Below are 23939 nucleotides of genomic sequence, written 5' to 3'. Positions count from 1 at the left end.
CCTTCAGAGCCCCCTCACCGCACGGTGAGGGGGCTCTGTTGCGTTAGATTGCCGTGTGCGTTGGCGGATAGACCTCAGGTACGACGGAACCGGCTTCCACGGCTGGGCGCGTCAAGAGGGACTCCGTACCGTGCAGGGCACGCTGGAAGAAGCGATCCGCGTCGTACTACGGCTGCCGGAGCCGCTGACCGTGACCTGTGCCGGCCGGACCGACACCGGGGTCCACGCTCGCGGCCAGGTCACCCATGTCGACGTCGAAGGCGCTGTAGACCCGCTGAGGCTCCTGAGAGGGCTGAACGGCGTCCTGCCCGAGGATGTAGCTGTCACGGCCGTCACGGCGGCTCCAGAGGGCTTTGACGCCAGGTTCTCCGCTCTGGCCCGCCGGTACGTGTACCGCCTGTGCGACGACCCGGCCGGCTGGGACCCGCTGACCCGGGGACAGGTACTGCGGGTAGGGCGACCGCTCGACGTGGACCGTATGAACGCCGCCGCGGCCGGTCTGCTCGGTGAGCACGACTTTGCGGCGTACTGCAAGAAGCGGGAGGGTGCCAGCACAGTGCGGGCGCTGCTGGACTTCTCGTGGCAGCGGACGGGTATCGGCCAGTTGGAGGGCACTGTGATCGCGGATGCCTTCTGTCACTCGATGGTGCGTGCCCTGGTCGGCTCGATGATCCCGGTGGGCGACGGACGGCGGGACGTGGAGTGGCCGGGCGTCGTACTGGCTGGGAAGGTGCGGGACTCGGCTGTGTCCGTGCTGCCGGCACACGGGTTGACGCTGGAGGAAGTGCGGTATCCGGCAGACGACGAGCTGGCCGCACGGGCGTTGCAGGCCAGGCAGGTCAGGGGAGAGGTGCATCAGCGTGGGTGACCACTTCTTCTCCGCGGACCCGCAGTCGGCGGACGTACGGCGTACCGTCGAGGCGCGGATCTGGGGGAAGCCGTATGTCTTCACGACAGCGACCGGTGTGTTTTCCCGGGACCGTCTGGACATCGGTACGGCGGTGTTGCTGCGGGAGACCGAGCCGCCGAAGCAGGCCGGTACGTTCCTCGACCTGGGCTGTGGCTATGGGCCGATCGCCTGCGCGCTGGCACTGGAGGTCCCGAAGGCGACGGTGTGGGCCGTCGACGTGAACAACCGGGCGCTCGAGCTGACCGGGGTGAACGCGGCGGCCGCGGGGGTGGCCGAGCGGGTGCATGCGGCGCTGCCGGACGACGTACCCGAGGACCTGCTGTTCGACCAGATCTGGTCGAACCCGGCCATCCACATCGGCAAGCCGGAGCTACACAAGATGCTGCTGCGCTGGCTGACTCGCCTTGCCCCCGGCGGCGTGGCAAGGTTCGTCGTCGGCAAGAACCTTGGCGGCGACTCGTTGCAGCGCTGGCTGACCGAGCAGGGCTACCCCTGCGAGCGGATCGGCAGCGCCAAAGGGTTCCGGGTACTGCGTGCAACGAACGCGGCCCCGGCGCCGTCCTGAGGGGTATGGAGGCAGCCTTGGTGGCAGCGGAGGCGCGGACAGGGCCGCTTGACTTCGAGGTGTGGGTCAGCGCGAAGGCGGACGCCCTGCTGCGGTTCGCCTATGTCCTGACCGGAGACGCCAACCTGGCCGAGGACGCCGTACAGGATGCGCTGACGACGGCCTGTGCACGGTGGGGCCGGGTGAGCCGGGCTGACGATCCTGAGGCGTACGTGAAGCGGATGGTGGTGAATGCGCACATCTCCTGGTGGCGCAAGTTCCGTCGCCGTGAGGCGCCTGCTGCGGATCCGGTGCGGACTGCGCGAGCTGTTTCCGACGGTACGGCGGCACGCGCCGAGTCGGAGGCGATCTGGGCGCTGTGCGCGACGCTGCCGGACAAGCAGCGCGCAGCCGTCGTACTGCGGTTCTACGAGGAGCTGTCGTACGCCGAGATCGCGCAGCTGCTGCACTGCGCCGAGGCGACCGCACGGTCGCATGTCCATCGAGCATTGGCTGCATTGAAGACCACGCTGAGTACCGAGAGCACCGATAGCACTGAGAGCACGGAAGGAGCCGAGGATGCCTGAGCACGACCCTGAGCAGGAGCTCGGCCCCAAGTTCACGTCTGCCCTGCACAACCAGGCCGGCGTACAGAGTGACCTACAGACGAGCGGACTGGCCCGGGAGGCCCGTCGACGTGTGCACCGGCGTCGTCAGACGTGGTCGGTGGCAGCCGGTGCCGTGCTGGTTGCTGCTGCGATCGGTGGTGTGTGGAGCTTTGCCGGTGGAGAGTCACCGGTTGCCACCAGCGACAGCAACAGCAACTCCAGTGGAGACAGTAAGGCTTTGGCTCCGAACACGGCCGAAGGCGTGGGGCCCTCTGCACAGGCGCAGGTTGGGTGTCCGGTAGACCATCCGGTCCTGACTGCTCCTGGTCCGGACGCTGTGCCGGCCGGCACCGGGCTCGACCTGAACACCGTGGTGACCGGGCTGCGTGCCTGCCGCTACGGCTTCGCCGAGGGCGGGACCGGTCTGCTCGGGCAGGAGTCGTTCAACGCCGCGACCGCGCAGCAGGTGGTCAACGAGATCAAGGTGCTGCCGGAGCGGAACGCGAAGCTCCCGGTGTTCAAGTGCGCGCCGCAGGTCTCCAAGCCGTCCGAGGCGATCGTGCTCCGGTTCGACACCGCGGACGGCATCCGCGAGATCTGGGTCTGGTACGACGGCTGCGAGTCGGCCGGCTTCTTCACCGGCACGCACACGTACGGCCTGTTCTCCGCGCCGCTCAAGCTGTTCATGACCGGGTCGGTCCGTCCGTCCGGCGGCACCTACCTGGACGCGCTCAAGGACTGGTAGCTACTCGATTCCGCGCTGTCCCTTGCGGGTCGAACCGATGTCGTGCACGTTGTTGGGTCGCTCGCCGGCACCAGTTGCTGAATCCGTGTGCCGGCTCGGTGCCGTGTGCGACCACAGGAATTGCTGCAGCTGGGCGATCTCCTGCTCGCGCTCGTTCGGGTAGATCTGCTCGCGCAGCCCCTCGTAGTACTCCTGTTCGCGGCCGGCGACCGGCTGCTGCGCCGGCCAACCCCGCTCGGCCCAGATCTGCCGCATGTCCTCCTCTCGGTCGAGGAACGTCTCCCGCAGCGAGTCAGGCAGTTCGGGTGGCTTCACCCCTGGGTGCTCTGCGTCCCACGAGTCGTAGTGGGCCTTGATGTCCTCGAGATTGACGTCGAACTCGATCTCGGTCAGCTCGGCGGCGTCATGGCCCCACGTCAGCTTCGAGCCCTGGTGCGTCAGCTGGCTGCACTCGGCCATGGTCAGGCCGCTGAGCCCGCGCCGCAGTGATCCGGTCAGGTCCTGGCGCAGCTGGTCCCGGTGCGACTCGGGCACCCGGTCGCCGAGCTGGGTGTCGATCACCCGGTCGGCGATCACGTTGAACCGCTGCGAACGATCCGTGCTCTCGAGCAGGTCGCGGAGCTCGCCGGGGCCCAGATCGGTGGGTCTGCTCAGTGAGTACATCAGCCGGTCCGTGGCCGTCGTGTACGCCGGGAACGCCGGGAAGCTGTCCACCGGCAGGTCCTGCTCGGTCAGGCTCTCGGCGATCCGGCCGCCGTACGTCCCCGTGAAGCGGTCGGCGAGTGCGCTCTCGAGGGCGATGTCCTCCAGCGACCCGATCGGCGACACGCCGGGGCCGGTGTCGTCTCCCAGCCCGGACAGCGAGGCCCGCGCCCGGAACACCGCCATTCTCGTCGCACCCCCGGCCGCGTAGCGCTCGTCGTGGGTGAGCGAACGGCCCTCGGTGTAACCGGGACGGGCCGGGTCGAGGACGTGTTCCCGGCTGATCGTCATGCTTCCGTCGGCCTCGATGACGCCGGCGATCGCTCCCGGCTGGTCGTACAGCTTCCTGTTCCAGTGGGAGGGCCGTCCGGCGAACTCCTCGGTCTTGGCGACGACCGAGGCGAACCACTGGTACTCCCAGGTGTCCGGGAGGATCTCCGCACCGCGCTCGGGCATCCCGTTCATCGGCTCTCCCCGGCGATCAGCTGGGCGATCGAGCTGTTCATGAGCAGTACTGCGGGCCGCTCGTCCGGAGCGGCCTGCGGTACCAGGTCGCCGATCCGCTGCAGTGTCTGCTGCAGTACGGCGATCCGCTCCTGCCCCGTGGCAGTCGACAACATTGCTTCGGCGTACAGCCGCTGCGCCTCACGATATGCGTCCATCGGCGCCGATCATTCCTCGCCAGAGGGTCGCCTACCGCGCCGCTCCGCCATCCGAACGAGACCTGTCCGGCCGCCAACCGCCCCAGGCCACTGCGGGCCCCGACGCCGCTGCTGCCGCAGCCCCGCCGGCCGCACCACTCCCGCCCGCAGCGCCGCCCAGCCGAGCACTGGCCGAGCTGTCCACGAACCGTCGGAGGTGTGCGGTCTCCAGGTCGGTCGACCGCCCGTAGTGCGCCTCGATGCGCTGAACCAGCGCCGTCTGCTCCGCGGACATCGGCATCCGCGGCGGGTGCTCGCCGTACTGCTGGTAGTGCTGCTCGACTGTGCTCAGCTCCTGCTCCAGCCGCTGCACCGCCCTGGTCGCGGTCTCACGACCCCGTACGGCGAGCTGGACCGGGGGCTCCGTCTCCGCCGTGTAGGCAGTGAGCCCGCCGAGCTCCTCCTTCAACGGCTGACTCAGCTGGAGCCTGATCTGAGACCGGTGCTCCGGCGGCACCAGACCCGCCAGCCGGGAGTCGATGACGACGTCGGCCATCGCGTTGTACCGCTGTACGAACGGAGTCTGGTCGACGGCGGTCCAGACCTCGTGCTGCGACCGGCCGCTGAGCGTGTGCAGACCGTGCAGCACCCCTTCGACACCGGCCTGGTAGCCGGCGTACGGCATCACCGCGTGCACCTCGAGGATCCGCGGGACAGCCTTGTCCATCCCGATGTCCTGGATGATTGGGTCAGCGATCCGGTCCCGGTTGCTGTCGGCGAGGCCCTCGATCACCGCCTCCGCTTCCGGCGAGTAGAAGCGGACCGCATCGGGTGCGTGCTCGTCGCCAGCAGGGTGCTGGTGGTGGTCGGTCTCGTGGATCACGGTCATCGCACCGATCCGGGCCCAGCCGACCGTGTCGAGGTCGAGCGGTCCGGTTGCGTCGTACGCGCGCATCACCGGCTCGAGGACGAGCTGCCGGCTGACCGTCATCGGCCCGTCGTACTCCGCCGTCGCGCCGGTGCCGCTGTGCTCGTCGTACAGCCGCCTGTCCCAGGACGACGGGACGCCGGTACGGCGCTCTACCGCGGCCACGATGCTCGCGACCCACTGGTACTCCCGCGTGTGGGGGAGGATCTCGCGTCCTCTCAGGTTGCGCGGCACCGGCAAACGATAACCGGTCGCCGGGGCGGGGGCCGGACGGTCAGACTGGGGGGATGGGTCACGTGGATGTAGCTGGAGTCGGGTACGAGCTGCCGGACGGGCGGGTGTTGCTGGACGACATCACGTTCCGCGTCGGCGACGGTGCGAAGGTCGCACTGGTCGGTGCGAACGGCTCCGGCAAGACCACGCTGACCCGGATCATCGCCGGCGACCTGAAGGCCCACAGCGGCAGCATCTCCCGGTCCGGTGGGCTGGGAGTCATGCGGCAGTTCGTCGGCTCGGTGCGGGACTCGTCGACCGTCCGCGACCTGCTGCTGGCCGTCGCGCCGGAGCGGATCCAGCAGGCCGCGGCCAAGCTGGACAAGGCCGAGCTGGTGATGATGGAGGACGACACCGAGAAGACCCAGCTCAAGTACGCACAGGCCGTGTCGGACTGGGGCGAGGTCGGCGGGTACGACGCTGAGGTGTTGTGGGACGTGTGTACGACGGCCGCGCTCGGCGTACCGTTCGACCGCTGTCGCTGGCGTGAGGTGAAGACGCTGTCCGGCGGCGAGCAGAAGCGCCTGGTGCTGGAGGCCTTGCTGCGCGGACCGGACGAGGTGCTGATCCTGGACGAGCCGGACAACTACCTCGACGTACCGGGGAAGCGCTGGCTCGAGGAGCAGCTGCGCACTAGTGACAAGACCGTGCTGTACATCAGCCACGACCGGGAGCTGCTGGCCAACACCGCTACCCGGATCGTCACCGTCGAGCTGGGTGCCGCGGGCAATACGGCGTGGACGCACGGCGGCGGCTTCGCGACGTACCACGAGGCGCGGCGGCACCGGTTCGAGCGGTTCGAGGAGCTGCGCAAGCGGTGGGACGAGGAGCACGCGAAGCTCCGCGCGCAGATGCTGATGTACAAGCAGAAGGCGGCGTACAACTCCGACATGGCGTCGCGCTACCGCGCGTCCCAGACCCGGCTGCGCAAGTTCGAGGAGGCTGGGCCGCCACAGGCGTTGCCGCGCGAGCAGAAGGTCAGCATGCGCCTCACCGGCGGCCGCACCGGCAAGCGGGCCGTTGTCTGCACACAGCTCGAGCTGACCGGTCTGATGAAGCCGTTCGACCTGGAGGTCTGGTACGGCGAACGTGTCGCCGTACTGGGATCGAACGGGTCCGGGAAGTCGCACTTCCTGCGGCTGCTCGCCAACGGTGGTTCGGATCCCGATGTGGAGCACCAGCCCGTCGGTGAGGTCAAGATCGCTCCGGTCGCGCACACCGGCAACGCGAAGCTCGGTGCGCGAGTACGGCCCGGTTGGTTCGCGCAGACGCATGAGCACCCGGAGCTGATGGGCCGGACCTTGCTGGAGATCCTGCACCGCGGTGACGACCACCGTGAGGGCATGGGGCGTGAGCTGGCGTCACGGAAGCTGGACCGGTACGAGCTGGCGCATGCGGCCGAGCAGACGTTCGAGAGTCTGTCCGGTGGGCAGCAGGCCCGGTTCCAGATCCTGATGCTCGAGCTGTCCGGTGCAACGCTGCTCCTGCTCGATGAGCCGACCGACAACCTGGACGTGGAGTCCGCAGAGGCACTGGAGGAGGGGCTGGACGCCTTCGACGGCACAGTGCTCGCCGTGACCCACGACCGGTGGTTCGCCCGCGGCTTCGACCGCTACCTCGTCTTCGGCGCCGACGGCTCCGTCTACGAGCCGGACGAACCAGTCTGGGACGAAGGCCGCGTCGAGCGGGCTCGCTGACCCTTAGAGTTCTCCCACCTCATGGAGGGGGACTCCAAATGACAGCCGATGTGGCTGCCCGCTGGGCCGGCACCGTTGTTCCGAGCTGGATCTACCGCTGGCTGATGCCCGCGGGCTGGGTCGCGGCCATCGTGGTGTCCGTGGCGTCCGACACCGGTCGGTGCTCGGTCGAGGACCCCACGGTGTGTGGGCCGGACCGGACCTTCTCGCTGGCGTTGATCGTCTGCTTCGCCTCGCTCGTGCTGTCGTGGTGGCAGCCGATCCTCGCGGCCGCAGCGGGCGTGCTGTTCCTGACCATCGAGCTTCGGTACGACGACGTGGCAGGCGCACGTACTGCCTGGACGGTGTACGGCGCTGCGTGCACCGCTCTGCTCGTCTGGCTCGTCGTCAGTCGCCGCAGGCAGCGGTCCATGGTTGCCGGTGTGCCACGGCAGCAAGTGCAGGTCCCAGCGGCCACACGGATCGGTGTGACGATCAGGCTTCTCGTGGCCGGGGCTCTGGTGCTCGTGGGCGTCGGTGCGCTCAGTCTGATGCGCTGGCAGGACCAGCGCGAGGAAACCCACCTGCGACGCGCTGTCGAGCAGACAGCTGTCGTGAAGAGCCAGACCGACGACGGGGACCTCGTTCTCGAGCTACCTGACGGCCGCCACCACACCGTGACCATGCTGGACGACTACGCCATCGGCGCGAGCATCCCGGTCTTCGTCGACCCCGCCGACAGCGGCTGGCTGCGGCCGCGCGCCGAGCTCGCCGACTACACCTACTGGTACACGGTCGCCGGCGGCGCCTGGGTACTGGCGGTCCTGCTGGTACTGCGCGACGTACGCGTCCGCCGGGCCCGCCCGCGCAGGTCCTGGACGGGACAAGGTCTTCCGGTGCGCATCGAGCCGGACTCCACCGGCGCCTTCGCGGTCCGATCGGCGGACGGCGCGATCCTGCTCGGCTTCCTGGACACCGAACTGGACGATGACGAAGGCGATGCGCGGCTGTTCGACGCTTTCGACGCGCTGGACGAGGAGGAGAACGACGCGCCGGCCAAGCTCAAGCGGGAGTGGGAGGAGACGCTTCGGCGGTACCGCGGCGAAGCGTTGCTGCTCGGCGACCTTGCTGAGGGCAGCTGGCCGTCGTTGCTGCTCGGTGAGCAGGTGCTCCGGCCGGTGGGTCCGTTCCGTGCGCCGCGCCGGATGCCGTGGGGCAACGAGCCGGTGGCTGGCCTGCCTCAGGATCGCGTCCGGCGAGAAGTCCCGAGCGTGCCGTTCGAGCCTGCCCAGGAGTTGCCCACGCTTCCGTGGGAGGTACCCCTGCAGCCTCGGCCTTGGTGGGATCGCCCGGGGCTGGTCGCCGTACTGGTGCTGGGACCTGTTGCTATCGGCGCCTTTGCGGTGTCGGGCGAGTGGTTCCCGGCGATCGCGGGGACCTTGATCGCTGGGCAATTGGTCCACTTTGTCGGCGTACGGACGTTCTACCGGGTGACGGCAACCGCTACTGAGCTGTGGATCCGGAGTGGCTGGTTCGAGCGCCGCGTGCCCTGGCGGTCCGTCGAGTCGGTCGAGGTCGATGAGGACCGGCTGAATCTCGAGAGTGGGGACGATTGGCATGTCGTCGGCGGCATAGCCGAGAAGGAGACGGCTCGCGCGGCTGCTGTCTTCGAGACGCTCCGGCTGCGGTCCCGCACCGGTCTGCCGGCAGAGGCGGTCGGTCGTCGGGTCGCGCCCTGTCTGGTGATCGACGTCGCGTTTCTGACCGTTTGCGCACTGATCCTCGTACTGGCGCGCTTTAGCCCGTTCTAGGGCTCGACGCACCAGCCGTCGCGGTAGGCGGTCCAGTTGTCTTCGGTGGCGGCGAAGTCGACGTACAGAGCCAGTCCGAAGTTCTGGCGGGTTGAGTTGCCCAGACCGAGGCGGGCGCCGCGGACTGCTGCGGTGACCGTCTCGGCGTGGCCCCAGTGGGACGGATTACTCTCCCAATACGCCGGGAGGCCCATGAGGAGGAGGGTGTTCGGGGGAGTGACCTCTAGCGCCAGCGTGGTCTGCTTGGCGACGTACCCGCCGTACAAGGACTCGAGTGGCATGGCGGTGTCGTAGGACATGACGGCGATCTGGTCGACCCGGCTCGCCACCTTGGCGAAGTACTCCTGCGACCACCACTTGTCGATCGGGATCGCGTGCAGGTACCAGAGCGGGTCGATCTGCGCGGCTGCGACCGAGAGTGTGGTTTTGAGCGCGCGGGTCTCGTCGAGGATCGCCAGGAAGCCCTTCGAACCGGAGCGGACCGGCTCGAAGTCGTAGTGGATGCCCTGGAAACCCTGCTGTAGAACGGTTTTCGCCGATGCGACCACCTGCTGGCGGACCTTGGGATCGTCGAGGTTCATGCCGGGGTTCTTGCCGGGTTGTACGACGTCGCCGAGCCAGGCCTGCACACGTACGGCGGGGGCCGCCGCGTGCATCGCGTCGACGAACCAGCGCGCCTTCGGCGAAACCTTTGCCAATGGCAACGAGCCGTCGTGCTCGAGCGGTCCTGTGTGTACGTATACATCGCGGATGCCGGTGGTTTGCAGGCGCTGGGCGAGCGCGGTGACGTCGGCGGTGGTTTTGCGGCCGTCGACCCAGGCGTGGCCGAGCCAGAGTGCGTCGTGGTTGCGGGTGCGCGCCTCGGCGGACGGCTCACCGGCGTACTGCAGTCTCAGCGAGGCTGCATAGGTGGTGAGGGGGGCGATCACCACAACGACGACGGCGAGCGCCACCGAGACGAGGACTCGGCGGAGGCGGGACCAGGAGCGCCAGTGGCGTCTCACGAACGCGGCGCCAGGCCGTCGTAGATCAGGCCGAGCATCCGGTCGCGTACCAGCGGTTCGAGCTTGGCCGCGGTCGCGCCGCGGGATGCGCCGATCATCAGCGCGTACACCTCGGCCATCTCCGCGTCAGACCGCACCGCGCCGGTCCGCTGTGCTGCGGTAAGTAGGCCGTTGAATGCCTCGCGCATGCCGCGTCCGGCCGCCCGCGCTTCCTCGCCGGCACCAGCTCCGGCTGCCGTCAGGGCCTCGCCGATCGCCAGCTTCGACGCCGACTCGGACACGACCTGCGTGAAGAACTCGAAGAATGCCTTGCCTGGATCGTCGCTGCCGGCCAGCTCGAGCGCGCGGTCCCGCAGGCGCTCGAGTCGCAAGGTCAGCACGGCCTCGAGCAGCTCGGTCTTGGTCGGGAAGTGCCGGAACACGGTCGCGATACCGACCCCCGCCAGCCGCGCGACATCGTCGGTCGACGCGCTCGGCGATCGCCCGAAGACATCGTCCGCCGCGGTCATGATCCTCGCCCGGTTGTCGCGCGCGTCTGCTCGCACCCCAGCTCCCCTTCGTCGCCCTCAGCCTAAGAGACGCCGCGAACCGGCCCAGGGTTGTAAACGAAGTCGTTACTCCATATATTCGATAGTCGTCACTCCGTTTATCTCCTGTGAGGAACCCGATGACTCCCGAAGAGGTCTTCCTGAAGCTGGTCCACGGCGTCGCTGACCGCGACTTCGCCGTACTGCCCGAGCTGTACGCCGAACAGACCGACGTACGGCACCCGATGAACCCGTACGGCGACCACCCGCTGCTGTCCCGCGCCGCCCTCGCGGAGCACTTCGGCGTGAACGGACCGCGGGTGAGCGAGCTGGTCCGCTTCCAGCCGGCCAACATCCGGGTCCACCAGACCGCCGACCCCGAGGTGATCGTCGCCGAATTCGACTACGCCGGCACCGTCCTGGCGACCGGCGAGCCCTTCACCGCCCCCGCGATCTTCGTACTCCGCGTCCGCGACGGCCTGATCGTCGAGTCCCGCGACTACATCGACCACCTGGCAATGATCCGAGCTCGCGGCCAGGTCGAACAACTCATCACCCACCTACGGGAACCAGCCACCGCTCCAGCGGCGTCCTAGTCCCCAGAGGCGCCAGATGGCCCCGGACCGAGGCACAGCCCGCCCGGGGCCATCTCCAATCCACACCCCCGCCCACCTCCGCCACCAAAAGGACACCGCTCCGCGGCAGCTCGGCCGCCTCCGGCGGCGTGCAGGAACCGTCGGCACGCGTGGATGTGTTCGGCGGCGGGCTGCCCCGTGGAGCGCCGTGAAAGGACACCGCCTCGCGGCGGCTGTCTTGCTGGCCGCCTTCGGCGGGGTGCGCGGCACGCCTTTCCGGGTGGAGGTGGTTGGCGCGGGTGCTGCTGGTCGAGGGGCGTGGAAAGGTCACCGCTTCGCGGCGGCCGTCTTGTTGGCCGCCTCCGGCGGCGTGCGCAGACCGCGTATCCGGGTGGAAGTGGTTGGCGCAGGTGCTGCCCCGTCGTGGGGCCTGGAGAGGGGGCCGCTGCGCGGGCCGTTCTGCCGGTCGCGTCCTGTGGCGTACGCGGACCGCGCTCGGCGTCGAGGGCTTTCAGCAGGTAGGCGGTCCACGCACGCCTGGCTCCCCACGGGCAGCACACGCGCCGAATAGGTCTGCCGCAAAAAAACTGCCTGTGCACGCCGCCGGAGGCGGCCGACAAGAGAGCCGCCGCGAAGTGGTGTCCTTTCTGCGCGGTGTCCTCTAACAAAAACAACCCCTCGACCATCGGGTCGAGGGGTTGTTCAGGTGAGAGGTCAGCGGTCGCCCATGGGGACGTACTGGGTGCCTCGTTCGCCGGTGTAGATCTGTTTGGGGCGGGCGATCTTCTGGTCGCCGTCGCCGAGCATCTCCAGCCACTGGGCCAGCCAGCCGGAGGTGCGGGGGATGGCGAACAGGACGGTGAACATCTCCGGCGGGAACTGCAGGGCCTCGTAGATCAGGCCGGAGTAGAAGTCGACGTTCGGGTAGAGCTTGCGGGAGACGAAGTACTCGTCCTCCAGCGCGATCTTCTCCAGCTCGACTGCGATCTTCAGCAGCGGGTTGATGCCGGTGACCTCGAAGACGTCGTCGGCGGCCTTCTTGATGATCTTGGCGCGCGGGTCGTAGTTCTTGTAGACCCGGTGGCCGAAGCCCATCAGCCGCTCTTCGCCGTTCTTCACGCCCTCGATGAACGACGGGACGTTGTCGACCGAGCCGATCCGGCGGAGCATCTTCAGCACCGCCTCGTTGGCGCCGCCGTGCAGCGGGCCGTAGAGCGCTCCGATCCCGCCGGCCACCGCGGTGTACGGGTCGACCTGGGTGGAGCCGATCGCGCGGACCGCGTTCGTGGACGCGTTCTGCTCGTGGTCGGCGTGCAGGATGAACAGGATCTCCAGCGCCCGCACCAGGCGGTCGTCGGCGGCGTACTTCGGCTCGCTCATCTTGAACAGCATCGACAGGAAGTTCGCCGTGTAGCTGAGCTCGTTGTCCGGGTACACGTACGGCTTGCCCTGTGCGTGCCGGAAGGCGAACGCGCCGAGCGTCGGCATCTTCGCGATCAGCCGGCGGATCTGCAGCGCCCGCGACTCCTCGTCGAAGATGTTGCGCGACTCGGGGTAGAACGTGGACAGCCCGCCGACCGAGGCCAGCAGCATGCCCATCGGGTGCGCGTCGTACCGGAAGCCCTGCATGAAGGTCTTCAGGTTCTCGTGCACGAACGTGTGATACGTCACGTCGTGGGCCCAGGCCTCGTACTCCGCCTTGTTGGGCAGCGTGCCGTTCACCAGGAGGTACGCGACCTCGAGGTAATTGGACTGCTCGGCGAGCTGCTCGATCGGGTACCCGCGGTACTCCAGGATGCCCTTGTCGCCGTCGATGAACGTGACGGAGGAGCGGCAGGACGCGGTGTTGACGAAGCCGGGGTCGTAGGTGGCCAGGCCACCGTCGCCGTCGGATGCGCTGATCTGCTTGAGGTCGGCGGCACGGATGGTGCCATCGGTGATGGCAAGGTCGAAGTCCTTGCCGGTCCGGTTGTCCCGGACGGTGAGCGACTGTTCGGTCACAATGCCCTCTTCGGAAGCTGGCGTCATCGCCTGGATGAATGAGGGTAGATCAGCCGGCGGGACGCGGGTTCGGACTGCAATCTTCACCGCTAAACTAGTGCGGTCCTCAGCTGCTTCCAAGCCGGGGTCCCCTCGGCGTGTGGGCTCGCTTTGACCCACGCGTGCCGTCGCCGGTATTCTGGGCTGCTGTTGTGCGTTCCAGGTCGATGCCGTGTCGGCTGACCGCTCGCCGACGTCCAGTTTTAGTCAACCTCTGAGAAACGAAGGTCAACGACCGTGCGCACGTACAGCCCGAAGCCTGCTGACGTCACTCGTGAGTGGCACGTGATCGACGCCACCGACGTCACGCTCGGTCGGCTCGCCGTCCAGATCGCCACCCTGCTGCGCGGCAAGCACAAGCCGACGTTCGCACCGCACGTGGACGGCGGCGACTTCGTCATCGTCGTCAACGCCTCCAAGGTTGCCCTGTCGGGCACCAAGCGGACCGACAAGCTGGCGTACCGCCACTCGGGTCACCCGGGTGGTCTGACCGCGACGCCGATCGGCGAGATCCTCGACAAGGACCCGCGTAAGGCCGTCGAGAAGGCCGTCTGGGGGATGCTGCCGAAGAACCGTCTGAGCCGGAAGCTGCTGACCAAGCTGAAGGTGTACGCCGGCCCGGAGCACCCGCACACGGCCCAGCAGCCGAAGCCGTTCGAGATCACCCAGATCGCCCAGTAAGCGATCGACGAACCAGGTAAACGAGGATTCACAGCGTGAGCGACATCACCACCGAGACCGAAGAACTCGACACCGAGGTCCCCATCGACACCGAGGGCCCGGTCGCCTACACCTCCGAGACCAACCCGGCTCCGGAGCAGCGCGCCGAGCAGGGTCGGGTCGCGGTGATCAACCCGGCCGGCGCCACTGGTCGCCGCAAGGAGGCCATCGCCCGCGTTCGGATCGTCCCGGGCACCGGCAAGTGGAAGGTCAACGGGAAGGACCTCGACGTCTACTTCCCGAACAAGGTCCACCAGCAGCACGTGAACGAGCCGTTCGTCGTCGCGGGCCTCGAGGGCTCGTACGACGTGATCGCGCGGATCAACGGCGGCGGCATCACCGGCCAGGCCGGTGCGCTGCAGCTGGGTGTGGCCCGCTGCCTGAACGCGGCAGACCTCGAGGCCAACCGCCCGGGTCTGAAGAAGGCCGGTCTGCTCACCCGCGACTCGCGGATCAAGGAGCGTAAGAAGGCCGGTCTCAAGAAGGCCCGTAAGGCGCCTCAGTACAGCAAGCGCTGATCACCTGATGGGGCGTTTGTTCGGTACGGACGGAGTCCGTGGCCTGGCGAACGTGGACCTGACCGCGGAGCTGGCGCTCGACCTCTCGGTCGCGGCAGCTCACGTACTCGGCGAGGCCGGTGCCTTCGAAGGGCACCGGCCGCGCGCCGTTGTGGGCCGGGATCCTCGTGCCAGTGGTGAGTTCCTCGAAGCCGCCGTTGTCGCTGGTCTTGCCAGCGCCGGCGTCGACGTCGTCCGGCTCGGCGTACTGCCGACCCCGGCCGTCGCGTACCTGACCGGCTCGACCGGCGCCGATCTCGGTGTGATGCTGTCCGCCAGCCACAACCCGATGCCGGACAACGGCATCAAGTTCCTGGCCCGCGGCGGGATCAAGCTCGACGACGTGATCGAGGACGCCATCGAGGCCCGGATGAACGAGGAGTGGCAGCGTCCGACCGGCGCCGCCGTCGGCCGGGTCACCGACGACGGGCAGGGCTTCGAGACATATGTCTCGCACCTGGTCCGCTCGGCCCCGAACCGGTTCGACGGCCTCAAGGTCGTCATCGACTGCGCCAACGGCGCTGCCTCGCAGACCGCGCCGGAGGCACTGCGCCGGCTCGGTGCCGAGGTGGTCACGGTTGCCGCCGCGCCGGATGGCCTGAACATCAACCTGAACTGCGGATCCACGCATATCGAGGGTCTGCAGCGTGAGGTGATCGGTCACCGCGCCGACGTCGGCATCGCGCTCGACGGCGACGCGGACCGCTGCCTGGCGGTGGACGCGAGCGGCGAGCTCGTCGACGGGGACCAGATCCTCGCCGTACTGGCGCTTGCGATGCGCGACAGCGGCCGGTTGTCGAACGACACGGTCGTCGCGACCGTGATGAGCAACCTGGGCTTCGTCCAGGCGATGGTGCGGGAGCGGATCGCGGTCGAGCAGACCAAGGTCGGCGACCGGTACGTGCTCGAGGCAATGAAGGCCGGCGGCCACAAGCTCGGCGGTGAGCAGTCCGGGCACGTGATCCTGTCCGACCACGCCACCACCGGCGACGGCACGCTGACCGCGGTCATGCTGCTGGCCCGGGTCGCGCAGACGGGGAAGAGCCTGGCCGACCTGGCCGGCGCGATGACCCGCCTCCCGCAGGTCCTGGTCAACGTGAAGGACGTGGACAAGAACCGCGCGGGCACCGATGACGCAGTCCAGTCCGCCGTAGCCGAGGCCACCGCGCGCCTGGGCGACACCGGCCGGGTCCTGCTGCGCCCGTCGGGCACAGAGGCCCTCGTGCGCGTCATGGTCGAAGCCGAGTCCTCGGACACCGCACGCGAGATCGCCCATTCACTGGCCGACGTGGTTGCGACTTCGCTGAAGTTGTAGTGGAGCATCGAGAGCTGGAGCTGTTCCTGCATTTGGCGCGGACGCTGAACTACGGACGCACCAGCCTCGAATGCCACGTCAGCGCGGCCACGCTGACCCGCACGATCCAGCGGTTGGAGACGCGGGTCGGCGCCCGGTTGCTGGATCGGGGGCCGCGGGGCGTCGTACTGACCGAAGAGGGTCGGCGGTTCACGGCCTACGCCGAGCAGGCGCTGGAGCTGTGGGACGACTATCGAGCGGCGTCCGACGAGCCGGCCGGGCTGACCGGCGACCTGCGGATCTTCGCCACCGTCACGGCATGTCAGACACTGCTGCCCGACCTTCTCAGGCCGCTGCGGGCAACGCATCCCCAGATCCGGCTCGACGTGCGCACAGGCGATGCGGCGGCTGCGCTCGCGCGGCTCGACGAGGGCGAGGTGGATGCGGCAGTCGCCGGCATCCCGAAGCGCCTGCCGCAGACGCTGGTGAGTCGTCCGGTCGCGGTCACAGATCTCGTGCTGGTGCATGCACGGGACACCGAACCCGACGGCTCGTACGTCGTACCGGCGCGGGGGCTCGTCCGCGAGGCGGCGTACCGCTGGTTCCGGAAGACTGGGACGAAGCCGACGATTGCGGCCGAGCCGGATGGGCATGAAGCGCTGCTCGCCCTGGTAGCCCTCGGATGTGGGACAGGAGTTGTGCCGCGGCTGGTGCTCGAGTCGTCAGTTGTGCGAGAGCAGCTCGTTGAGGTGCCGGGGGAGTTGGAGCCGCTTACGATCGGGCTTTGCGTGCGGCGCGGCGACCTGCGGCGGCCTTTGGTTGCGGCGCTTTGGGGGCTGTGACCGTCGCTCCGGGGAAGAGTTTGGCGGGGACCAGTTGGGGCGGGAGCGGGTCGGCGCCTTCGAGTTCGCGGATGAGAGCTTCGGTGCCGAGCTGGCCGAGTTCGGGACCCGGGGTTCGCATCATCGTGAGTTCTGGGTCTGTCATCGCCGCGGTTTCCGGGACCATCAGCAGGGACAGGACTGACATGTCGGCGGGGATTTCGCGGCCGCTGCGCCGCAGGCCGGAGACGACGCCGAGCGCGGCGTACTCGTTCAGGACCAGGATCGCTGTCGTCTCGGGATGCTCGGCCAGCAAGCGTTCCGCGGCGAGCTTGCCGGCCTGAGTTGTGTCCGAGCAGGGCAGTACGACGACCGGCAGCCCGTACGAGGCGGCGACCCGGCGATAGGCGTCCTCGGTGCGGACCCATGGACCATAGGCATAGAACCGCGGATCGTCCAGATCGCCCGAAATCAAGGCCATTTCGCGATGCCCGTGCTCGTACAGATGCTTCACCGCGTCCTCGACCGTCGTGTCGAAGTCGATGTCCACGTGCGACAAACCCTCGAGCTCGGTCGTCCGGCCGATCAACGCGAACGGCGTACCGGCCTGCTGCAGTACGTCGACCCGCGGATCGTCCAGCTGCACCTCCATCAGCACGACGCCGTCGACCAGGCCTTGCCCGAGCAGCTCGCGCAACTCGACCCCGTCGTTGCCGACCGGCCACAGCACCAGGTGGTAGTCCTCCTTGCGCGCCGCCTCGGCCGCGCTGGTGAAGAACTCCGCCGTCGACATCCCGAACCGGTGCTCGAGTGCCGGGTACGCCATCGCGATGATGTGGGTACGCCGACTGGCCAGCGCGCGGGCCACCATGTTGCGCCGGTATCCGAGCTCGACCATCGCCTGCTCGATCCGCGCCCGGGTCGCCGCCGTCACCGGTTTGGTGTCGTTCAGCAAGAACGAGACGGTCGCGATCGACACCCCGGCACGCTGAGCGACGTCCCGCATCGTGACCATCGATTCAACCCCCTCTGACCTCTTGACAGCGATGTGACCTACGGAACATAGTCCTTCAACGCCTCAGTTAAGCGGTTTACCGCCCAATCGACAAGAGCATCACAGGTTTTCCTCGTCCCTTGGTTAAACGCTTAGAAGGAGTCCGATGTCATGATCAGCAAGCGGATCGCCGCCGCGCTAGCGGGTGCGACGACGGTGTCGCTCCTGCTGGTCGCCTGCGGCGACAACGGCGGCGGCAGCCAGTCGTCGTCCTCGTCCGGCGACAGCGTCAAGAGCCTCACGATCCTGGACTACTACAACAACGACCCGGACAAATCCCTTGTGCAGAAGGGACTTGACTCCTGTGCGACGCAGCTCGGCATCACGATCCAGCGGGAGACGGTGCCTGGTGACACCTTGATCCAGAAGGTGCTGCAGCAGGCGTCCTCGAAGACGCTGCCCGACGTGCTGATGCTGGACAACCCCGACGTCCAGCAGATCGCCGCGACCGGTGCGCTCGCGCCGTTGAACGACATGGGTCTGACCGGCGACGGAGTCATCAAGGGCATGGTCGACGCGACGTCGTACCAGGGCAAGCTCTACGGACTTGCCCCGGTGACGAACACGATCGCGTTGTTCTACAACAAGGACATGCTGGCCGAGGCCGGCGTACAACCGCCGAAGACGTGGGACGAGCTGAAGGCCGCGGCCAAGAAGCTCACCAAGCCCGGCCGGTACGGGATGGCGTTCAACGCCAACGCGACGTACGAGGGCTCCTGGCAGTTCCTGCCGGCGATGTGGACCAACGGCGGTGACGAGACCGACCTGACCAGCCCGCAGGTGGCCGAAGCCCTGCAGTTGTGGACGGATCTGGTCAAGTCGGGGTCCGCGAGCAAGAGCGTGATCAACTGGACCCAGGGCGACGTCAACGACCAGTTCATCGCCGGCAAGACCGCGATGATGGTCAACGGCCCGTGGCAGATCCCGTCGCTGAACAAGAACCCCAAGATCAAGTGGGACGTGGTCACGTTCCCGGTGAACAAGCCGGATCAGACCCCGGTCGCGCCGCTCGGCGGCGAGGCCTGGACGGTCCCGCTGAACAAGGACCAGGCCAAGCAGCAGAAGGCCGCGGACTTCGTGAAGTGCCTGAACTCGGACGAGAACGAGTTGGCCTGGGCCAAGGCCCGGTACACCATTCCGACCAAGACCGCGCTGCTCGACCAGTACGTCAAGGACGTGCCGTCGATGAAGGCCTTCACCGAGCAGGTGAAGACCGCCCGGTCCCGGACCGGCAAGCTCGGCGACAAGTGGCCGGATGCGGCGAAGGTGATCTACCAGGCCATCCAGCTGGCGCTGACCGGTAAGGCCTCGCCCCAGGACGCCTTCAAGCAGGCGTCCGGAGGCTGATCCATGGTGGCTCTGACACGTACGACGGTGGCCGGCCGCGAGCGAGTTCGCGGCCGGCGCCGCCGGGGCGAGGACCTGACCAAGCTCCTGTTCGTGCTGCCGGCCGCGGTGGCGATGGTCGCGCTGTTCGGCTACCCGGTGGTGAAGAACCTGCTGATGAGTCTGCAGGACTACACCCTGAAGACGTTCTTCACGGGCGTCGCGCCGTGGGTCGGGCTGCAGAACTACTCCACGGTCGTGCACGACAAGTTGTTCGCGGACGCGATGCTCAACACCGCGCTGTTCACGATCGGGTCGATCGCGTTCCAATTCGTGATCGGGCTCGGCCTGGCGCTGTTCTTCCGGAATCGCTTCCCGCTCGGCGGCCTGTTGCGCTCGCTGCTCCTGCTGCCATGGCTGCTGCCGCTGATCGTGTCGAGTGCGACCTGGCGCTCGATCCTCGAGCAGGACAGCGGCATCCTGAACCGGACCCTGACGGGCCTGCATATCGTCGACGATCCGGTGCCGTGGCTGAACTCGCCGTCGGTCGCGCTGATCGCGGTGATCGGCGTGAACATCTGGATCGGCATCCCGTTCAACGTGACGCTGCTGTACTCCGGTCTCAGCGAGATCCCGGACGAGCTGTACGAAGCCGGCCAACTCGACGGTGCGACCGGATGGCGTGCGTTCGTCCACATCACCTGGCCGAACCTGCGCTCGGTGGCGGGCGTGGTGCTGATGCTCGGCGTCGTCTACACGATCAAGGTCCTCGACATCATCCTCGGCCTGACCGGGGGCGGACCCGCGAACGCGACGCAGACGCTCGCGACCCAGTCGTACGAGAAATCCTTTGTGGACTTCAAGTTCGGGCAGGGCGCGGCGTTGAGCAACATCCTGATCGCGATCTCGTTCGTGTTCGCGATCTTCTACCTGCGCAGCACCCGCCGCGCAGTCGACGAGTAGGAGGGCAGCATGCGACGTACGGCGTACACCGTCATCGGGATCGTGATCCTTGCCGTGATGCTGTTCCCGGTCTACTGGATGGTCAACGCGTCCCTGCAGCCGTCCGGGAACACGTTGACCGCGGGATTCCTGCCGTTGCACCCGACGTTCACCGGCTACAAACGCGCCCTCGACGAGCAGGGCGGCAACCTCGTCACCAGCATGATCATCGCGGCCGGGACCGTCGTACTGAGTCTCGCGATCGCGACACCGTGTGCGTACGCGCTCTCGCAGTTCCGGTCCCGCTGGGTGTCGATCGGGCTGCTGGCGATCCTGATCTCGCAGATGATCCCGGGGATCGTGATCGCGAACGCGTTGTACACGGCCTACGAACGGATCGGGCTGCTGAACTCGATCCCGGGGCTGATCGTGGCGAACTGCAGCAGCGGGATCCCGTTCGCGATCCTGATCCTGCGCTCGTTCATGATGTCGCTGCCGCCGTCGCTGGTGGAGGCCGCGCGGGTGGACGGCGCCGGGCTGTTCCGGGCGTTCGTGGCGATCGTGCTGCCGATCAGCAAGAACTCGCTGATCACCGCGGGACTGTTCAGTTTCCTCTTCTCCTGGAGCGATTTCCTGTTCGCGCTGACGCTGACCACGAAGGGCGGCGTACGGCCGGTGACGCTGGGGATCTACCAGTACCTCGGCACGCAGGTGCAGAACTGGAACGCGGTGATGGCGACCGCGGTGCTCTCGGCGGTCCCGGCCATCGTGCTGCTGGTCGTCGCGCAGAAGTACATCGCCGCCGGTGCCATCGGCGGGGCCGTCAAATAACCCTTAAGGACAACGAATATGACGAACGTACTCGTCTGGGGCGAGAACCGGCACGAGCAGATCGAGCCGCACGTCCGGGAGATCTATCCCGACGGCATGCACAACACGATCGCGGCCGGTATCGCCGAGAACCTCACCGACGCCAAGGTCACCACCACGACGCTGGACGAGCCGGAGCACGGCCTGACCGAGGAGGTGCTGGCCGAGACCGACGTACTCGTGTGGTGGGGGCACGCCGCGCACGGTGAGGTCGACGACAAGGTGGTCGACCGCGTGTACCAGCACGTGCTCTCGGGCATGGGGCTGATCGTGCTGCACTCCGGTCACTGGTCCAAGATCTTCGGCAAGCTGATGGGTACGACGTGCACCTTGCGCTGGCGCAGTGAGCGCGATCGCGAGCTGGTGTGGACGATCAACCCGACGCACCCGATCGCAGAGGGCGTCCCGCATCCCATCGTGATCGAGCAGCAGGAGATGTACGGCGAGTTCTTCGACATCCCCGTCCCGGACGAACTGATCTTCGTGTCGTCGTTCTCCGGCGGCGAGGTGTTCCGCTCGGGCTGCACGTTCCGTCGTGGGCACGGGAAGATCTTCTACTTCTCACCCGGCGACCAGGACTTCCCGGTGTACCACCACAAGGACGTCCGCAGGGTGATCGCGAACGGCGTGAAGTGGGCTCGCACCGATCTGCCGGAGCGGGCGTTGCCGACGTTGCTGCGGTACGAGACCGACGACTTCTTCAACGGTCAGGGTTACAAGGGCCCGATCGAGGCTGAGTCTGTTGAGGACGGCGCGGATGCCTGACCCCTTGCGTCTCCTCCAGGTCGGCGCCGGCGGCATGGGCCGCGCCTGGCTCCGCACGATCGCCGCCAATCCCGACGTACGGCTGGTCGGCCTGGTAGACCTCGACCTCGAGACCGCCCGGGCGGCTGCTGACCAGCACGGCTTCACCGACCTCCCCATCGCGACCTCGATCGACGAGCTGAGCAAGGATGCCGAGGCGGTCATCGACGTGACCGTCCCGGTAGCCCATCCGAAAGTCAGCGTCGACGCACTGCTCCGCGGCCTCCCGGTTCTCTGCGAGAAGCCACTGGCCGAGACGGTCCGCGAGTGCCTGGTCATGGTGGCGGCGAGCGAGGTCAGCGGGAAGCTGCTGATGGTCTCGCAATCCCGGCGCTACTTCCGCGCCGTAGCAGCCTTCCAACGTCAGCTGGCCGAGCTCGGCCCGATCGGCACACTGTCGTGCGAGTTCTACAAAGCGCCACACTTCAGCGGTTTCCGCGAACGCATGGCCGAGCCGCTCCTCGTCGACATGGCGATCCACCAGTTCGACCTCTCCCGCAAGCTCATCGGCTCCGAGCCGGTCTCGGTGTACTGCGACTCGTACAACCCGCCGTGGAGCTGGTTCGACGGCAACGCGGCCGCGTCCGCGATCTTCACGTACGCCGACGGCACCCGCTTCTCCTTCGACGGCAGCTGGTGCGCGCCCGGCCTGGAGACGTCCTGGAACGGCTTCTGGCGCGCGAGCACCGCCGGCGGCACAGCAACCTGGGACGGCGACAACGCACCCGTCGCCGAGCTCACGTCGGGCGAGCCCCTCCTCGCCACCATGTCCGACGAGCCCCAGGAGATCGCCGGCTCGCTGGTCGAGTTCGTCAACGCGGTCCGTACGTCGACGACCCCGCAATCCGAAGTCCACTCCAACGTCGTAAGCCTCGCCATGGTCGAGGCCGCCGTCCGCTCCGCCGACACCGGAGCGCCGGTCCGCATCGCCGACGTCATCACTGGCGCGTACGACGAGGCCCTCGCAACCACCGAGGATCCAGCCCTCCACGCCGCGCTGAAGGCGTGGCCCAACCCCTTGAAGGCCGTCGGCCTCTAGCCTTTCACCTCCTGCAACGGGGCGGTACGTACATTGCGCTTGCTGCAATGTACGCACCGCCCTTTGACTGGAGGCATGAAGAGTTCGGTGTTTCAGGTCGAGAGCATGGTCGTGCCGGGTGGGACGGAGTCCATCGTGCGGGGCGGGCGGGATCTGTTCCCGCTGCTGCCCGAAGCGCTGCACGGGGTAGAGCGCATCGGCGTACTCGGCTGGGGGCCGCAGGGACGGGCGCAGGCGTTGAACCTGCGGGACTCGCTCGCCGGGACCGGGATCACTGTGAGCGTTGGGCTTCGGCCGGGGTCGGCGTCTGCAGAGGATGCTCGGACGCAGGGGTTCACCGAAGAGAACGGGACGTTGGGGGGCTGGCTCGAGGTTGCCCAAGCTTCGGATCTGGTGATTCTGCTGATCGCGGATGCGGCGCTGGCGGCGAACCACGAGCAGATCTTCGCCGTGCTCAAGCCAGGCGCGACCATTGGCCTGTCCCACGGATTCCTCCTCGGGCACCTCACCGCGATCGGGTCGGACTTCCCGGAAGGGCATCCGGTGATCGCGGTCTGCCCGAAGGGGATGGGAGATTCCGTTCGCCGTCTCTACCGGCAAGGCGAAACGGTCAACGGCGCCGGGATCAACGCGAGCATCGCCGTCCACGCGGATCCGGACGGGCACGGGTGGGATCGGGCCCTGGCGTGGTCGATCGGGCTCGGGTCGCCGTACACGTTCGCGACCACGCTGGCCGACGAGTACCGGTCCGACATCGTCGGTGAGCGGGCGATCCTGCTCGGCGCCGTCCACGGGCTGGTGGAAGCGATGTACAGGTACTTCCGGATCGACGGGGCTGATCCGGTGACGGCGTACGAGCGTTCCACCGAGGCGATCACCGGGCCGATCGCGCGGACGATCTCGAACGACGGCCTGGTCGCTGTCCGGGCGGCCTGCGGGGATCAGGACCTGTTCGACCGCGCGTACTCCGCGGCGTACCGGCCGGCGCGTGACCTGGTCGCGGAGATCTACGATGAAGTTGCCGATGGCACCGAACTGCGCAGCGTAATCCTGGCCGAGCAGCGGCTCGCGACCCGGCCGATGACCGAGATCGGCGGCAGCCCGATGTGGTCGCACAGCACCGCGGTCCATGCCCGCCGGGGATCAGACAGCACCATTGATCCGGTCACCGCGGGACTGTTCGTCGCGACGATGATGGCGCAGGTCGACGAGTTCGCCGCCCGCGGGCACGCCTGGTCGGAGATCGTGAACGAGTCGGTGATCGAAGCGGTCGACTCGCTGCTGCCGTACATGCACGCCCGCGACGTCGCGTACATGGTCGACAACTGCTCGCGCACCGCCCGCCTCGGCACCCGTCGCTGGGGCCCGCGCTTCCAGGCGGCGTACGAGCAGATCGCGCTCCCTCAGCTGCAGAACCCGGCCGATGCGACACTCCTCGAGGAGTTCGTGGACAACCCGGCCCACGACGCCCTGGCCGCAGCCGCCAAGCTCCGCCCCTCGGTGGATATTTCCGTTTAGCCTAAGCGCC

The 23939-nt window shown here is 67.8% G+C and carries 24 protein-coding genes; 17 read left to right on the top strand and 7 right to left on the bottom strand.

Annotated elements, in window-relative coordinates; translation table 11 throughout:
* Window positions 1-55: 55 nt before the first annotated feature.
* From truA to ACQPYH_RS39020, 4 genes are read left to right on the top strand one after another with little or no spacing between them, the layout of a single operon-like run.
* Entirely contained in the window at window positions 56-868 is an 813-nt protein-coding gene (gene truA, locus ACQPYH_RS39035) for a tRNA pseudouridine(38-40) synthase TruA (protein ID WP_432882255.1), read from the top strand.
* On the top strand, window positions 861-1475 hold the full coding sequence (locus tag ACQPYH_RS39030) for a class I SAM-dependent methyltransferase (protein WP_432882252.1): 615 nt from the start codon (window positions 861-863) through the stop codon (window positions 1473-1475). The genes truA and ACQPYH_RS39030 overlap by 8 nt, the downstream gene beginning before the upstream one ends.
* Before the next feature lie 5 nt (window positions 1476-1480).
* The gene (locus tag ACQPYH_RS39025) at window positions 1481-2041 is read left to right on the top strand and encodes an RNA polymerase sigma factor (protein ID WP_432882250.1); all 561 of its coding nucleotides are present in this window, start codon (window positions 1481-1483) and stop codon (window positions 2039-2041) included.
* Window positions 2034-2807, top strand: coding sequence for a hypothetical protein (locus ACQPYH_RS39020; protein WP_432882248.1), 774 nt, complete (start codon window positions 2034-2036; stop codon window positions 2805-2807). The genes ACQPYH_RS39025 and ACQPYH_RS39020 overlap by 8 nt, the downstream gene beginning before the upstream one ends.
* Here ACQPYH_RS39020 and ACQPYH_RS39015 read toward each other — a convergent pair whose 3' ends face one another.
* The 3 genes from ACQPYH_RS39015 to ACQPYH_RS39005 are packed head-to-tail and all read right to left on the bottom strand — an operon-like array spanning window position 2808 to window position 5312.
* The gene (locus ACQPYH_RS39015; protein ID WP_432882245.1) at window positions 2808-3974 is read right to left on the bottom strand and encodes a hypothetical protein; all 1167 of its coding nucleotides are present in this window, start codon (window positions 3972-3974) and stop codon (window positions 2808-2810) included.
* Window positions 3971-4171, bottom strand: a complete 201-nt coding sequence (locus ACQPYH_RS39010) for a hypothetical protein (RefSeq protein ID WP_432882242.1) — start codon at window positions 4169-4171, stop codon at window positions 3971-3973. Before ACQPYH_RS39010 ends, ACQPYH_RS39015 begins: the two co-directional genes overlap by 4 nt.
* A gap of 31 nt (window positions 4172-4202) precedes the next feature.
* Entirely contained in the window at window positions 4203-5312 is a 1110-nt protein-coding gene (locus tag ACQPYH_RS39005; RefSeq protein ID WP_432882240.1) for a hypothetical protein, read from the bottom strand.
* A gap of 53 nt (window positions 5313-5365) precedes the next feature.
* Here ACQPYH_RS39005 and ACQPYH_RS39000 point away from each other — a divergent pair, with 53 nt between their 5' ends.
* Complete coding sequence (locus ACQPYH_RS39000; protein WP_432882237.1) at window positions 5366-7048, top strand: ABC-F family ATP-binding cassette domain-containing protein; 1683 nt, start codon at window positions 5366-5368, stop codon at window positions 7046-7048.
* A gap of 38 nt (window positions 7049-7086) precedes the next feature.
* The gene (locus ACQPYH_RS38995; RefSeq protein WP_432882234.1) at window positions 7087-8838 is read left to right on the top strand and encodes a hypothetical protein; all 1752 of its coding nucleotides are present in this window, start codon (window positions 7087-7089) and stop codon (window positions 8836-8838) included.
* Here ACQPYH_RS38995 and ACQPYH_RS38990 read toward each other — a convergent pair.
* Both ACQPYH_RS38990 and ACQPYH_RS38985 read right to left on the bottom strand, forming a co-directional pair.
* Window positions 8835-9842, bottom strand: coding sequence for a hypothetical protein (locus ACQPYH_RS38990; RefSeq protein WP_432882232.1), 1008 nt, complete (start codon window positions 9840-9842; stop codon window positions 8835-8837). The genes ACQPYH_RS38995 and ACQPYH_RS38990 overlap by 4 nt on opposite strands.
* A complete protein-coding gene (locus ACQPYH_RS38985) occupies window positions 9839-10387 on the bottom strand; it encodes a TetR/AcrR family transcriptional regulator (RefSeq protein ID WP_432882229.1) in 549 nt (182 codons plus the stop codon). Before ACQPYH_RS38985 ends, ACQPYH_RS38990 begins: the two co-directional genes overlap by 4 nt.
* A 122-nt stretch (window positions 10388-10509) precedes the next feature.
* Here ACQPYH_RS38985 and ACQPYH_RS38980 point away from each other — a divergent pair, with 122 nt between their 5' ends.
* Complete coding sequence (locus tag ACQPYH_RS38980) at window positions 10510-10965, top strand: nuclear transport factor 2 family protein (protein WP_432882226.1); 456 nt, start codon at window positions 10510-10512, stop codon at window positions 10963-10965.
* 693 nt (window positions 10966-11658) lie between these two features.
* On the opposite strand, the gene ACQPYH_RS38975 is transcribed toward ACQPYH_RS38980, so the two are convergent.
* Complete coding sequence (locus ACQPYH_RS38975) at window positions 11659-12945, bottom strand: citrate synthase (protein WP_432882224.1); 1287 nt, start codon at window positions 12943-12945, stop codon at window positions 11659-11661.
* 276 nt (window positions 12946-13221) lie between these two features.
* Here ACQPYH_RS38975 and rplM point away from each other — a divergent pair, with 276 nt between their 5' ends.
* From rplM to ilvY, 4 genes are read left to right on the top strand one after another with little or no spacing between them, the layout of a single operon-like run.
* The gene (gene rplM, locus ACQPYH_RS38970; protein ID WP_130441431.1) at window positions 13222-13665 is read left to right on the top strand and encodes a 50S ribosomal protein L13; all 444 of its coding nucleotides are present in this window, start codon (window positions 13222-13224) and stop codon (window positions 13663-13665) included.
* A gap of 35 nt (window positions 13666-13700) precedes the next feature.
* Window positions 13701-14222, top strand: coding sequence for a 30S ribosomal protein S9 (gene rpsI / locus ACQPYH_RS38965; RefSeq protein WP_432882221.1), 522 nt, complete (start codon window positions 13701-13703; stop codon window positions 14220-14222).
* 7 nt (window positions 14223-14229) lie between these two features.
* Complete coding sequence (gene glmM, locus ACQPYH_RS38960) at window positions 14230-15576, top strand: phosphoglucosamine mutase (RefSeq protein ID WP_432882219.1); 1347 nt, start codon at window positions 14230-14232, stop codon at window positions 15574-15576.
* The gene (gene ilvY / locus ACQPYH_RS38955) at window positions 15576-16397 is read left to right on the top strand and encodes an HTH-type transcriptional activator IlvY (protein WP_432882217.1); all 822 of its coding nucleotides are present in this window, start codon (window positions 15576-15578) and stop codon (window positions 16395-16397) included. Before glmM ends, ilvY begins: the two co-directional genes overlap by 1 nt.
* Here the strand turns inward: ilvY and ACQPYH_RS38950 are convergent.
* Window positions 16327-17391, bottom strand: coding sequence for a LacI family DNA-binding transcriptional regulator (locus ACQPYH_RS38950; protein ID WP_432882214.1), 1065 nt, complete (start codon window positions 17389-17391; stop codon window positions 16327-16329). The two genes, ilvY and ACQPYH_RS38950, sit on opposite strands and share 71 nt — an antisense overlap.
* Before the next feature lie 150 nt (window positions 17392-17541).
* On the opposite strand from ACQPYH_RS38950, the gene ACQPYH_RS38945 reads away from it, so the two are divergent.
* From ACQPYH_RS38945 to ACQPYH_RS38920, 6 genes are all read left to right on the top strand, one after another.
* Complete coding sequence (locus tag ACQPYH_RS38945) at window positions 17542-18777, top strand: sugar ABC transporter substrate-binding protein (RefSeq protein WP_432882212.1); 1236 nt, start codon at window positions 17542-17544, stop codon at window positions 18775-18777.
* A 3-nt stretch (window positions 18778-18780) separates the two neighbouring features.
* Window positions 18781-19719 carry a carbohydrate ABC transporter permease gene (locus ACQPYH_RS38940; RefSeq protein ID WP_432882209.1) on the top strand — a complete coding sequence of 313 codons (939 nt, stop codon included), beginning with the start codon at window positions 18781-18783 and terminating at the stop codon, window positions 19717-19719.
* A 9-nt stretch (window positions 19720-19728) separates the two neighbouring features.
* The gene (locus ACQPYH_RS38935) at window positions 19729-20529 is read left to right on the top strand and encodes a carbohydrate ABC transporter permease (protein WP_432882207.1); all 801 of its coding nucleotides are present in this window, start codon (window positions 19729-19731) and stop codon (window positions 20527-20529) included.
* A gap of 18 nt (window positions 20530-20547) precedes the next feature.
* Window positions 20548-21333, top strand: a complete 786-nt coding sequence (locus tag ACQPYH_RS38930; protein ID WP_432882204.1) for a ThuA domain-containing protein — start codon at window positions 20548-20550, stop codon at window positions 21331-21333.
* Window positions 21326-22411: a Gfo/Idh/MocA family protein gene (locus ACQPYH_RS38925; RefSeq protein WP_432882201.1), complete on the top strand. Its 1086-nt coding sequence runs from the start codon at window positions 21326-21328 to the stop codon at window positions 22409-22411. The genes ACQPYH_RS38930 and ACQPYH_RS38925 overlap by 8 nt, the downstream gene beginning before the upstream one ends.
* Window positions 22412-22486: 75 nt before the next feature.
* Complete coding sequence (locus ACQPYH_RS38920) at window positions 22487-23929, top strand: ketol-acid reductoisomerase (protein ID WP_432882198.1); 1443 nt, start codon at window positions 22487-22489, stop codon at window positions 23927-23929.
* The last annotated feature ends 10 nt before the right edge of the window (window positions 23930-23939 follow it).

Source organism: Kribbella sp. CA-245084 (assembly GCF_050942355.1).
Lineage (GTDB): Bacteria > Actinomycetota > Actinomycetes > Propionibacteriales > Kribbellaceae > Kribbella.
Note: the sequence above shows the minus strand (reverse complement) of the source record. Positions and strands in the feature narration are given on the sequence as shown.

Excerpts from the sequence above, each read along its gene's own strand:
- ACQPYH_RS39025 (WP_432882250.1), top strand. The coding sequence starts at position 1,481 with ATGGAGGCAGCCTTGGTGGCAGCGGAGGCGCGGACAGGGCCGCTTGAC.
- ACQPYH_RS39020 (WP_432882248.1), top strand. The coding sequence starts at position 2,034 with ATGCCTGAGCACGACCCTGAGCAGGAGCTCGGCCCCAAGTTCACGTCT.
- ACQPYH_RS39015 (WP_432882245.1), bottom strand. The coding sequence starts at position 3,974 with ATGAACGGGATGCCCGAGCGCGGTGCGGAGATCCTCCCGGACACCTGG.
- ACQPYH_RS39010 (WP_432882242.1), bottom strand. The coding sequence starts at position 4,171 with ATGGACGCATATCGTGAGGCGCAGCGGCTGTACGCCGAAGCAATGTTG.
- ACQPYH_RS39000 (WP_432882237.1), top strand. The coding sequence starts at position 5,366 with ATGGGTCACGTGGATGTAGCTGGAGTCGGGTACGAGCTGCCGGACGGG.
- ACQPYH_RS38995 (WP_432882234.1), top strand. The coding sequence starts at position 7,087 with ATGACAGCCGATGTGGCTGCCCGCTGGGCCGGCACCGTTGTTCCGAGC.
- ACQPYH_RS38980 (WP_432882226.1), top strand. The coding sequence starts at position 10,510 with ATGACTCCCGAAGAGGTCTTCCTGAAGCTGGTCCACGGCGTCGCTGAC.
- glmM (WP_432882219.1), top strand. The coding sequence starts at position 14,230 with ATGGGGCGTTTGTTCGGTACGGACGGAGTCCGTGGCCTGGCGAACGTG.
- ACQPYH_RS38950 (WP_432882214.1), bottom strand. The coding sequence starts at position 17,391 with ATGGTCACGATGCGGGACGTCGCTCAGCGTGCCGGGGTGTCGATCGCG.
- ACQPYH_RS38945 (WP_432882212.1), top strand. The coding sequence starts at position 17,542 with ATGATCAGCAAGCGGATCGCCGCCGCGCTAGCGGGTGCGACGACGGTG.
- ACQPYH_RS38940 (WP_432882209.1), top strand. The coding sequence starts at position 18,781 with ATGGTGGCTCTGACACGTACGACGGTGGCCGGCCGCGAGCGAGTTCGC.
- ACQPYH_RS38935 (WP_432882207.1), top strand. The coding sequence starts at position 19,729 with ATGCGACGTACGGCGTACACCGTCATCGGGATCGTGATCCTTGCCGTG.
- ACQPYH_RS38930 (WP_432882204.1), top strand. The coding sequence starts at position 20,548 with ATGACGAACGTACTCGTCTGGGGCGAGAACCGGCACGAGCAGATCGAG.
- ACQPYH_RS38925 (WP_432882201.1), top strand. The coding sequence starts at position 21,326 with ATGCCTGACCCCTTGCGTCTCCTCCAGGTCGGCGCCGGCGGCATGGGC.
- ACQPYH_RS38920 (WP_432882198.1), top strand. The coding sequence starts at position 22,487 with ATGAAGAGTTCGGTGTTTCAGGTCGAGAGCATGGTCGTGCCGGGTGGG.